Annotated in this window: 9 protein-coding genes; 3 read left to right on the top strand and 6 right to left on the bottom strand. The window is 69.0% G+C overall.

Annotated elements, in window-relative coordinates:
• Window positions 1-60: 60 nt before the first annotated feature.
• Window positions 61-387, top strand: coding sequence for a thioredoxin TrxA (gene trxA / locus QLQ15_RS05320; protein WP_283211800.1), 327 nt, complete (start codon window positions 61-63; stop codon window positions 385-387).
• Window positions 388-710: 323 nt separating this feature from the next.
• Entirely contained in the window at window positions 711-2,330 is a 1,620-nt protein-coding gene (rho, locus tag QLQ15_RS05315) for a transcription termination factor Rho (protein WP_432277843.1), read from the top strand.
• A gap of 79 nt (window positions 2,331-2,409) precedes the next feature.
• On the opposite strand, the gene QLQ15_RS05310 is transcribed toward rho, so the two are convergent.
• From QLQ15_RS05310 to QLQ15_RS05295, 4 genes are all read right to left on the bottom strand, one after another.
• A complete protein-coding gene (locus QLQ15_RS05310; protein ID WP_283211798.1) occupies window positions 2,410-3,270 on the bottom strand; it encodes an energy transducer TonB in 861 nt (286 codons plus the stop codon).
• Window positions 3,271-3,300: 30 nt separating this feature from the next.
• The gene (locus tag QLQ15_RS05305) at window positions 3,301-4,149 is read right to left on the bottom strand and encodes an energy transducer TonB (RefSeq protein WP_283211797.1); all 849 of its coding nucleotides are present in this window, start codon (window positions 4,147-4,149) and stop codon (window positions 3,301-3,303) included.
• Window positions 4,150-4,300: 151 nt separating this feature from the next.
• Window positions 4,301-5,149, bottom strand: a complete 849-nt coding sequence (locus QLQ15_RS05300) for a TonB C-terminal domain-containing protein (RefSeq protein WP_283211796.1) — start codon at window positions 5,147-5,149, stop codon at window positions 4,301-4,303.
• 50 nt (window positions 5,150-5,199) lie between these two features.
• Window positions 5,200-5,991 (bottom strand): energy transducer TonB, encoded by a 792-nt coding sequence (locus QLQ15_RS05295; protein ID WP_283211795.1) that lies wholly within the window; start codon window positions 5,989-5,991, stop codon window positions 5,200-5,202.
• A 157-nt stretch (window positions 5,992-6,148) separates the two neighbouring features.
• Here QLQ15_RS05295 and QLQ15_RS05290 point away from each other — a divergent pair, with 157 nt between their 5' ends.
• The gene (locus QLQ15_RS05290; RefSeq protein WP_283211794.1) at window positions 6,149-7,981 is read left to right on the top strand and encodes a monovalent cation:proton antiporter-2 (CPA2) family protein; all 1,833 of its coding nucleotides are present in this window, start codon (window positions 6,149-6,151) and stop codon (window positions 7,979-7,981) included.
• Window positions 7,982-8,032: 51 nt separating this feature from the next.
• On the opposite strand, the gene QLQ15_RS05285 is transcribed toward QLQ15_RS05290, so the two are convergent.
• Window positions 8,033-11,362, bottom strand: coding sequence for an ankyrin repeat domain-containing protein (locus QLQ15_RS05285; RefSeq protein ID WP_283211793.1), 3,330 nt, complete (start codon window positions 11,360-11,362; stop codon window positions 8,033-8,035).
• On the bottom strand, window positions 11,355-11,624 hold the full coding sequence (locus QLQ15_RS05280; protein WP_283211792.1) for a YcgL domain-containing protein: 270 nt from the start codon (window positions 11,622-11,624) through the stop codon (window positions 11,355-11,357). Before QLQ15_RS05280 ends, QLQ15_RS05285 begins: the two co-directional genes overlap by 8 nt.
• Window positions 11,625-11,687: the final 63 nt, after the last annotated feature.

The raw sequence follows: 11,687 nt of genomic DNA, 5'->3' as shown, positions 1-11,687 counted from the left end.
CAGACCCCCGTCCGGGCGGCCCGAGGGCCGACCGGCCGCACCAAACCGCAGGAGATCCCCGTGAGCGAGAAAATTTTGCACGTCGGCGATGCCGATTTCGATGCCGCCGTGCTGCAGTCGTCCGAACCCGTGCTGGTCGACTTCTGGGCCGAATGGTGCGGCCCGTGCAAGATGATCGCGCCGGCCTTGGACGAGCTCGCCGAGACCTACCAGGGCAAGGTCAAGATCGCCAAGGTCAACGTGGACCACAACCGCACCACGGCCATGAAGTACCACGTGCGCTCCATCCCGATGCTGCTTCTGTTCAAGAACGGCCAGGTCCAGGCGACCCAGATCGGCGCGGTGGGCAAGGCCCAGCTGAGCCAGATGCTCGACAAGGCGCTCTGACCGGGCCCGGCCCGGCTGCCCCTGCTCCACCCGATCCACCGGCCGCGCCCGCCCTGCGGGCGCCGGCCCCACCGGCCGATCCGGCCAGGTGAACGAGCCCTGTCCGGGCGCTTGCCGCCGCGCAAAGGCAGTGCTAGTTTCGTCTCACCCGGCGTTCCTGACCGTCTCGGACCTAACCGTCCAGCCCCGTCTTGCGCCGCACCCCACTCTAGAAACCATTCGTCCCTGACGTTCCGCTCGCCACTGCGAGCGCTCGCCGCTTAGCGAGGATTCCCTGCTTGTCCGATAACACCCCTGACGCCGGCGATGTCGCCGAGAAGCGCGTGCGCAAGGCGCGCGTGAGCAAGGCCGCCGACAACGCGCCGGCCGTCGTCGAATCCACCGGCCAGAGCGCACCGGCGCCGCGTGCCGAACCGGCCGCGCCAGCCGCCGAAGCTCCTGCTCCGTCCGAAGCCCGTTCCGAGGGCGCCTCCGCCCAGGGCGGCGAAGGCGGCCAGGGCCAGCGCGACCGCGACAATCTCGAAGGCGGCAACCGCGGCAACCGTCGCGACCGCTTCCGCAACCGTCGCGACCGCCAGCGCGAGCGCTACCGCGACCAGAGCGGCGGCATGCAGGACGATGGCAGCAACGGCGAGAACTTCGTCCCGCGCCCGCACCCGCAGGTACCGGAAGGCTTCCCGCAGTACTCGCTGGGCGACCTCAAGCGCATGCCCACGCCGAAGCTGCTGGACGTGGCCGACCAGCTGCAGATCCAGGAAGGCGTCGCCCGCGCCCGCAAGCAGGACGTGATCTTCGCGGTCCTGAAGGTGCTGACCCGCCACGGTGAAGGCGTCGCCGCCGACGGCGTGCTGGAAATCCTGCCCGACGGCTTCGGCTTCCTGCGCGCCGCAGAGGCCAGCTACCTGGCCGGCCCGGATGACGTCTACATCTCGCCCAGCCAGATCCGCCGCTTCAACCTGCGCACCGGCGACCACCTGTCCGGCCGCATCCGCTGGCCGAAGGACGGCGAGCGCTACTTCGCCCTGGCCGTGGTCGACACGATCAACGGAGAGCCGCTGGAAGCGTCGAAGAACAAGGTCCTGTTCGAGAACCTCACCCCGCTGTTCCCGCGCAAGCGTTTCCGCCTCGAGCGCGGCGACGGCTCGACCGAGGACATCACCGGCCGCATCCTCGACCTGATGGCGCCGCAGGGCAAAGGCCAGCGCGCGCTGATCGTCTCGCCGCCGAAGGCCGGCAAGACGATGATGATGCAGCAGGTGGCCACGGCCATCACCAGCAATCATCCGGACGTGCACCTGATCGTGCTGCTCGTCGACGAGCGACCGGAAGAAGTGACCGAGATGCAGCGCACCGTGCGCGGCGAAGTGGTCTCCTCCACCTTCGACGAACCCGCCGGCCGCCACGTGCAGGTCGCCGAAATGGTGATCGAGCGCGCCAAGCGTCTGGTCGAGCACAAGAAGGACGTCGTGATCCTGCTCGACTCCATCACCCGTCTGGCGCGCGCGTACAACAACGTCGTGCCGTCCTCGGGCAAGGTGCTCACCGGTGGTGTCGACGCGAACGCACTGCATCGTCCGAAGCGCTTCTTCGGCGCCGCGCGCAACGTGGAAGAAGGCGGCTCGCTGACCATCATCGCCACCGCGCTGATCGACACCGGCAGCAAGATGGACGAGGTGATCTACGAAGAGTTCAAGGGCACCGGCAACTCGGAAGTGCACCTGGACCGCCGCATCGCCGAGAAGCGCGTCTACCCGGCCATCAACATCAACCGCTCCGGCACCCGCCGCGAAGACCTGCTGATCGAGCCGGAACTGCTGCAGAAGATCTGGATCCTGCGCAAGCTGCTGCACGGCATGGACGAGATCGGCGCGATGGAATTCCTGCTGGACAAGATGAAGACCACCAAGTCCAACGACGAGTTCTTCAGTTCGATGAAGCGCTGAGCGGCATCGCGAACGCTGCAAGCAAAAACGCCCCGCAATGCGGGGCGTTTTTTGTAGCGGTGGTCGACCGGCACCGCGATCAGCTGCCGGGATCCAGACTGGAGAGGAGCCGGGGTCCCCCGCCTATCGGCTGGAACCCGTCCAGCGCGACGGCGTCGGCCCCCATGCGCGCCTCCTCGGCATCGACCCACGGCGCCGGCGTGCGCGACCCCGGGATGTAGGTCTCCCATCTGCCATACGCAGGCCTTGACCCGCCGGCCACGAAATCCACCGGTACGCGGATGCTCCAAAACGGAGCATCGACCTCCGCGCCCTGTGTCGGCGGCACGAATGTCCACTGGGATGCCCGCTGCAACGCGGCCCGAGCCAGCACGTGTCGCCACATCTCCATCTCGGCTTCACTGACCACAGTTTTCAGGTTGATCTGCTCAGCGACGAGGTCGACGACCTTGCCGTCGCGCCCGATCTTCAACATCACGTACACGGTTCCGCCCACGCCTGCCTGCGCGGCTTCCTTCGGGAAGCGCGGTCGCCCTAGCGGCCCGTCATGGCTCGGCCAATCCTCCGATCGCGGCTCGCCGAACCTCGCGCTGGCCACGCGCACCTCGTAGCCACCGTCGCCCTGGCGCTTGGCGACGATGCGCACGCTCATCTTCGTCCTCGCGAACACCGGCTTGCCCTCGACGCGCACCGGCTCGAAGCGCCAGTGCGGCGTCGCCTGCGCGAGCAGCTGGACGATGCCACTAGGCAGTTTCTCGGGCTCATCCAACGCATGCCCGGCAACCGTCCCGTCGGGCTGGATGTCGATGGCCCCCGTGACGAGCATGCTGTTTTCGACCTGCTCGCGCACCGGGCGCTGCTCCGCAGCGAGCGCCACGCCCGCGCACAGCGCGAGCACGCATCCGAGCGCCCAGACTCCCTTCCTCATGGCCTTCTCCATACCTTTGTTTTCTCCGTGCGATGAACGCGATCAGCCGTCGACGCCGCCAATCAGCCTCGGCCCGCTCGGGCGATCCGGATACACGCCGCCGGAGGCGATCGCATCCGGCGACTCCATGGCTGCATCCCAGTCACGCCACGGCACGTCCTGCCGCGGGCCAGGCACATAGGCCTGCCACTCACCGGGCTTCGTATCGGTCATGTTCGGCGCGATGAAATCCACCGGCACGCGTACCGAGACGAACGGCGCGTCGGCATCCTCCCCACGCGTGGGGAAGTTGAACTTCCAACGTCGGGACGTGTAGATCGCGGAGTCCGCCAGCATCTCGCGGAACAGCTTCATTTCACGTTCCGTCCCGATGCTACGCAGGTTCACCTGTTCGGCGACGGCAGCCTCCACCGAGCCGTCACGCCCGATGCGCAGCACCAGATAGACTGTGCCACCCACGCGATTGAAGACCGCGCCTTCCGGATACCGCGGAGGCCTCAGCTTCCCGTCATACGTGGGCGACTCACCTTCCTTGTCGACACTGCCGAACGTCGCGCCAGCGATGCGGAACAGGTAGTTCTCGCCGTCCTTTTTCGTCACCAGGCGCAACTGCATGGGTGAGCGGGCACGGACCGCCCTTCCATCCAGCAGCACGGGCTCGAACTGCCACGCACGGATGCGCCTGTCGACGATGCCGAGCAACGCCGGCGTCAGCGACGCCGCCTGCTCAAGGTGGTATTCGACAACCTGACCTTGCGGATCGATGTCGATCGTCCCCTTCACGAGCATGCTGGCCTCGACCTGCTTGCGCACTTCCTCGCGGCTGGAGCCCGCAATGATCACCGGAGCGCACAGCATCAGGACCAGCAGGACACCGCACCTCTTCCACATGTGTAGCTCCTTGTCGTAGCCGGGACTCTGTTGCCGACTATATCGGCATGGCAGCACCACCATCCTCCGCATGAGGATATTGCTTAGTCGCGTTGCATCGCCATGGTTCGCGGCCCCGCCATGTGCGTTTACTCCCGCCGCACAGGGAACATCAGCCGTCAATGTTGCCGATCAGCTTGGGGCCCTTGGGATTGTCCGGATACGCCTCGCCGACCGTGATGGCGTCGGGCTGCTGGCCAGCCGCGTCCCAGTTGCGCCACGGCACCGGCTGGCGCGGCCCCGGCACGTAGGGCAACCAGCGGCCGGCCCTCTCCGATGGCATGTCGCGGGCGAGATACTCGACCGCCACGCGCACCAGCACGAACGGTTTGTCGGCATCCTCGCCGCGGGTGGGGAAGTTGAACTTCCACTTCCTCGACACCGAGATCGCCGGGTCGGTCAATATCTCGCGGAAGCGCGCCATCTCGTGTTCCGATCCCAGCGAGCGCAGGTTTACCTGCTCGGCGATGGCATCCTCGACCGAACCATCGCGTCCGACCTTCACCACCAGGTACACGACGCCGCCCACGTTGCTGGTGTAGGCGTATTCCGGATAGCGCGGCGGCGAAAGGGTTCCGTTCACGGTGGGCACTGCGCCCGCCCCGTAGGTGGTGCCGAACGTCGCACCCGCGATCCGGAACAGGAACCGGTCGCCGTCGCGCTTCATCACCAGGCGCACGTGCATGGGCGAACGTGCGCGTACGGCATTGCCGTCCACCCGCATCGGATCGAAACGCCAGCCGCGTACGTGCCGGTCGACGACAGCAAGCAGCGCGGGCGGTAGCGACGCCTGCTCGGCGAGCTGGTAATCCGTCACCTGCCCCTGCGCATCGATGTCGATCGTGCCGTTCACCAGCATGCTGGCCTCGACCTGCCTGCGCACGTCGGCCGTGGTGACACCCGCCAGCGCGATCGAAGTCCAGAGCATCAGGACCAGTACGCCACTCCATTTGCGCAACATGAACGTCTCCTTGTTTGGAACCTGCGTATGCGTTCGATGGGGCACGTCGCTCAGAGCGATTTGCCGACCACCGGTGTCTTGAGCGTCAGGGTGTTGTCCAGTGCCATGGCTTCGCCTTGCCGCAATCCCGTTGCATCGAACTGCTGTTCGCTCTGTGACAGCCAGGGAATCGGTTGCTGCTGACCGGCGGACTGGTAACGCCATCCGTCGTCCATGCAATTGCCCGCGCCCGGCGGGCAGAACCCGACCGGCACGATCAGGGTCACGTCGTCGGCGTTCGCCGCATCCTCGCTGGCACGGAAGGTCCATTGCCGGGCAGCGGCCAGCGTGGCCTGCTCGAACAGGCGACGCCATTTACCCAGTTCCTTCTCGCTGCCCCTCATGGCGGGCAGGGATGTCTGCACCACGGAGGCCTCGCGCACCTTGCCGCCGGCATCGACGCGAATCGCGACGAGCTGGTCGGCACCGATCCCTGCGCGTGCGGCATCGCGCGGGTAGCGCGGTGGCAACACCGTCTCGGAAGGGCGGTCACCGGCGAAATGCACTCGCTCGATCCGCAACTGGTAACCGCCCTCGACCGGTGCGGCCACCAGCGTCAGGAACATCTGCGCCTTGGCATGGACCGCGACGCCGTTCCTCATCACCGGCTCGAATGTCCACTTCCGCACCGCCTGATCCACCACGCGTTTCACTTCGGGCGTGAGGATCGATTCGATATTCAGATCGAACACCTTTCCCTGCGGATCGACGCCGATCTCTCCCTCCACCGGCATGCGCAAGTCCCCCTGCGCGTGACACAGACCGGTAACCAGCAACAGCACAACCCCCAACATCCCGCGCATCGTGCGCTCCCCCCGGACGGACGAGCGCCGAGCGTATCGGTCGCGCGCCCCGTTCACAACGCACCGCAACGAACGAGCGCCAGGTCACAGCGTCACGCATCCGGCAACGGCGGGGGCACGGCCGGCGTGCATAATCCGGAGACGGAGGCGTTATTACATGCACGGCGGCGGTCTGGAACTGGCACTCGTTTTCCTGCTGGCCGCGGTGATCGCCGTGCCGGTGTTCCGGCGCTTCGGCCTGGGCGCGGTGCTGGGCTACCTGGCCGCGGGCGTTGCACTGGGTCCGTACGGGTTGCAGTTCGTCGCCAACGCCGAGCCCGTGCTCGCCGCGGCCGAGATCGGCGTGGTGATGCTGCTGTTCGTGATCGGCCTGGAGCTCTCGCCCGCGCGCCTGCGCGTGATGCGCAAGCCGGTGTTCGGATCCGGCGGCGCGCAGGTGGTGCTCAGCGCGCTGGTGCTGGGCGGCGCGTCGATGATCGCCGGCTTCTCGTGGCAGGCCGCGCTGGTGATCGGCATGGGCCTGGCGTTTTCCTCCACGGCCGTGTGCCTGCAGTTGTTGTCCGAGCGCAAGGCGCTCACGGCCGACCACGGGCGACTCGGTTTCGCCATTCTGTTGTTCCAGGACCTCGCGGCCATCCCGTTGCTGGCGGCGATTCCGCTGCTCGGCCGCGGCGTCGCGGTGGACGCGGAGCTGGGCTGGGACGAAGTGGCCAAGGCCCTTGGCGCGATCGTGGCGGTGGTCATCGGCGGACGCGTGCTGTTGCGGCACATGTTCCGCATCGTCGCGCGCGCGCAGATGCCGGAGGTGTTCACCGGCGCGTCGCTGCTGGTGGTGCTGGGCACCGCCTGGATCATGCAGGGCGCGGGGCTGTCGGCGGGCCTGGGCGCGTTCCTTGCGGGCGTGCTGCTCGCCGATTCGGAATACCGGCACGAGCTGGAAGCGCAGATCGATCCGTTCAAGGGGTTGCTGCTGGGCCTGTTCTTCATGGCCGTGGGCATGAGCATCGACCTGCAGCGCGTGCTGTCCGAGCCGCTGCTGATCACCGGGCTCACGCTGGCGCTGCTGCTGGTGAAGTTCGCCATCCTCTACCTGGTCGGCCAGCAGACCGGCGGCCTGGACCGGCGCGAGGCGCTGCGGCTGGGCGCGGTGCTGGCACTGGGCGGTGAGTTCGCGTTCGTGATCTTCAACGAAGCGGTGAAGGCCAACCTCATCGACGACCCCACGCGCGACCGGCTGGTGGCGGCCGTGGGCCTGTCGATGGCGCTCACGCCGTTGCTGGTCATCGGCGTCACGCGGCTGCTGGCGGCCGCACCGCAACCGCAGCCGCGCGCGTTCGACACGATTCCCGACTCGCATCCGCAGGTGCTGATCGCGGGCTTCGGCCGCTTCGGCCAGATCGTCGCGCGACTGCTCGCGGCGCAGAAGACACCCTTCATCGGCATCGAGCACAGCGCCGACCAGGTGGACTTCGTGCGCCGGTTCGGCAACCCCGTGTATTACGGCGACCCTGCGCATGCCGAACTGCTGCGCTCGGCGGGTGCCGAGCACGTGAAGGTGTTCGTGATCGCCATCGACGACGTGGAGGCGAACCTGCACACCGTGCGCACGATCCGTCGCCTGTATCCGGACGCGACCGTGTTCGCGCGCGCACGCGATCGCCGCCACACCTGGGACCTGCTGGATCTGGGCGCGCGCGCTGTGCGCGAGACCTTCTACAGCAGCCTGCGCATGGGCGAGAAGGTGCTGGTCGAACTGGGCATTCCCGAGGAGGTCGCGCGCGACCACGCCGAACAGTTCCGCGAGCACGACCGGCGGCTGTTGCGCGCGCAGTACCTGATCCGCGACGACGAAGCCGCACTGGTGCAGTCCACGCAGGATGCACGTCGCGAGCTGGAAGAACTGTTCAACGCCGACCAGGGCACCGGCCTGCTCGGCGAGATCGCCGACAGCCGGCGCGCGGATCTGGGCCCGGGCGACGAGGAAGAGTGATTCGCGGCGCACCCGTGTTCCGGCAGCTGCCGGAACACGAGAGGCCCACCGTCAACGCGGATCGCGCAGGAACCTTGCCATCGAGACGTTCTGGCCCGGCGCGGCCGGCGCGAATTCCGCGGCGATATCGATGAAGCCACGCATGACCGCGATCTCGCGCGGCGTGCGGTTGAGCGAGTCGCGTCGGTCCGGATCGGCACCGGCGCGCAGCAGGAACTGCACCACGCGCAGCAGGCCATGCAATGCGGCCAGATGCAGCGGACCGAAGCCACGCGGATCGCCGGCGTCTAGCGAGGCTTCGTGGTCGATCAGCAACTGCACGCCCGCGATCAGCACGTCCTCATCGGCGGCCGTGCCGGGCTCGGCGCGCGCACCCAGCAACAGCAGCAGCGGCGTGGCGCCCGCGGCCGGCTGGTCGGCATCCACGCCGGCCAGCAGCAGCGTGTCGAACAGCGCCACCAGGCGCGAACGCTCGCGCGCGTTGAAGCCGTACATCGCGGCGCAGTGCAGCGCCTGGCGTCCCTGCGCATCGCAGGCGTGCACATTGGCACCGGCGGCGAGCAGCCGCGCGGCCAGATCGGTCAGACCCAGCGCGCAGGCGACCATCAGCACCGTGAGATCGCCCGGCAGGCGCTGCTCCAGCGGCGCACCGGCAGCGAGCAGGCGATCGACGATTTCCGCGTGGCGCATGCTGACGGCCGCCGACAGCGGCGTCGCGCCGGAATGTGCGGTGCATTGCGGGTCGGCGCCGCGTGCGAGCAGCAGGTCCACCACCGCGCGATGGCCGCCACCGGCGGCGCGCAGCAGCGCAGTGCAACCCTGTGCATCGGTGGCGTCCACCGGCAGGCCCAGATCGAGCAGGCGGCGCACGGCATCGGCGTCGCCCACGATGGCGGCAGCGGGCACGTCCTGCGCCTGCAGCGGGCGCTTGGGCAACGGCCAGCCGCGCCAGTCGAGCCAGTCGGCGAGGTCGCGACGCCCCGAGGACAGCGCCACGCCCAACGGGGTCTGGCCGTCGGCAGCGAGCAGATCCGGTGCCGCGCCCTGCGCGACCAGGCGCCGCAGCATGCCGTCGCGACCGAGCGCGGCGGCCAGATGCAGCGCGCTCATGCCGTGGCTGTCGCGCGCGTTGAGGTCGACACCGATGGCGAGCAGGCGTTCCAGCAGGCGCGACCAGCCCAGGCGGACGGTCAACGCCAGCGGCGGATCGCCGGCCGGCGAACGCGCGAACGGGTCCGCACCGCGTTCCAGCAGTTCGAGCGACAGGTCTTCCAGCGCAGCGACATCACGCCCGCTGGCGTGACTGGCTGCCAGGAATCGCGCGAGCCCGCCCGCGCCTGCCGGCGAAACGGCATTGCGCAGCAGCACACGCACCGAACCGGCGGCTTCAGGCAGGCGTCCGAGCAGCGCCTGCATCGGCGTCTCGCCTTCGGGATTGCGCACTTCCGGATCGGCGCCCTGCGCGAGCAGCCATTGGACGCGGTCGCCGGAGATCACGGCGTCCTCGTCGTGCAGCAGCGCACCGCGTTCGCGCGCGCTCAACAGTTGCGCCAGGCCGCCCAGTTCCTCCGCGCGACCGTCGCGCAGACCATCGCGCAGCAGAACGGTCGGCGCGCGATCGGGCAGCGGCAGGTCGTCGTCGGCATCCGCACTGAGCGCCGACGGCAGCGGGTACGCGCGGTCCAGTGCGGCGACCAGCGACCAGCGACCGGCCTCGGCGGCGCGATCGATCGCGCGCTTGCCATCGGCATCGCGCTGTTCGGCGTCCACGCCCAGGTCCAGCAGCTTCTGCACCAATTCGGGCGATGGCGAATCGGCCATGCAGGCCAGCACCAGCGCGTTGCGGGTGCGGGCGTCGGCACTGGCGGCCGCGTCGGCACCGCGACGGGGCAGATGTTCGATCAACTTCTCCAGCACCGGCAGGCGCGCGCCCCGTGCGGATTCGAGGAAAGGCGTGCGGCCGTCCTCGTCGCGGATGCCGGTGTCGGCGCCCGCGGCGAGCAGGGTGCCCATCACGTCCAGGTGACCGGCAAAGGCCGCTTCGTGCAGCGCGGTACGGCCGCGACGGTCGCGCGCATCCACCTTCGCCTTGTGTTTGAGCAGCAACCCGACGCCGGCCGGGTCGTCTTCCTCGCCACCGGCCGCGGCCAGCATCGCCGGCTGACCGCCGGCAGGTTCCGGCTTGGCGCCGCGTTCCAGCAGGAACTTCGCCAGGCGCCAGTTGCCAACGGCGCAGGCCACGCCCAGCGGCGACAGGCCATCGCGGTTGAGTGGATCGAGTTCGGCCGCGGCATCGCGCAGCAACGCGGCCACACCGGGGTCGGAACTGCGCGCGGCATGGTGCAGCGGCGTATTGCCCTCGGCGTCCGTCAGGCGCGGATCGGCGCCATTGGCCAGCAGCGTCATCACCGCGTCCGGGCGCCCGTGCCAGCTGTCGCGCGTGGCGGCCAGCAGAGGCGTCACGCCGGCGTGGTTGGCGTTGAGGTCGATGCCGTTGGCGATGAGCGCGCGCAGCAGGCGCAGGTCCGGCAGCACCGCCGCCAGGACGGCCAGGCTGCGCTGGTCGCGGTCATCGGCAGGCGGCGGCGCGGTCACATCGGCGCCCAGCTCGATCAACTCCAGCGCGCGCTCCACGCGACCGCCGCGCGCAGCGGCGTACAGCGCCGGCGCCATCGGCTCGCCTTCGGCCAGGGCCAGCGCGGGCTCGTCGTAATCGTCCTCTTCGCCTTCGTCGTAGGCGAAGCCGGGCAGCGGGTCGGCCGGTGCGATGTGCTGCAGCAGGGCATGCATCGCAGGGGCGGCGATGGCCATCACGCCAGCGATCGCCCAGTGCGCGCCGGTGCCCAACAGATCGGGCCAGCCCAGCACCACCGCGGCCAAGGCCAGCGCGAGAACGATCGCGGCCACGCCCAGCCCGCGCCAGGCACCCAGTTCGAGTTCGCCCAGCGCGTGCCAGTGTTCACGCAGCGGTCCACCGTCATGTTCCAGGCCCAGCCATAGCGGCCACAGCCGCCACAGGCCCAACAGGGCGACCGCGATGACGATGCTCAGGCCCAGCGCCGCCATGAGCGAACCGGTCTCGCGCAGCGAGGACAGCGGCCAGGCCATGACGGCCCCCAGCAACACGACCGCACCGCCCCAGGCCATGCCCAGGGCCGCGCCGTCACGGATCAGATCACGGTGCGGCGGCAGGCCACCATCGCGCCAGGCACGCACGCCCAGTGCGAACAGGGGCTGCGCGAGCACGACCGCCAGCACTGCAACGATGCCGCCGATACCGGCGAGCAGGGTCAGGACCGCGCCCCCGGCAAGCAGGGCGCCGGCGCGCAGCGCAATGGGGGCCGGCGCCGCCGGCGAGCGGGAGGACGTCGGCTCAGGCATCGGTGCCCCAGTCCTCCTTCATCGGATCTTCCACGGTCGGCGGGAATTGCAGGTGGAACCCACGGCTGGCCAGGTTCTCGCGCACCACGGCGACATCCTCGCGCGCGAGGCGGCGCTCCGGCGTCAACGCGACTTCCAGCACGAACTGCAGGCTGCCCAGCTGCGTGCGCAGGGGATCGGGCAGTCGCGCGAAGTCATCGCGCGAGGCGAGGTAAACGTAGGTGTCGGCCTTGCGGAGGCTCTTGTATACGTAGGCTTGCATGAGTCAGGGCAGCGGCGCGCAGGGGAAGGCGCGGCGAAATGTTGACCACAGCATACCCGCGCA

The organism is Lysobacter stagni, from assembly GCF_030053425.1.
GTDB lineage: Bacteria > Pseudomonadota > Gammaproteobacteria > Xanthomonadales > Xanthomonadaceae > Lysobacter_J > Lysobacter_J stagni.
Note: the sequence above shows the minus strand (reverse complement) of the source record. Positions and strands in the feature narration are given on the sequence as shown.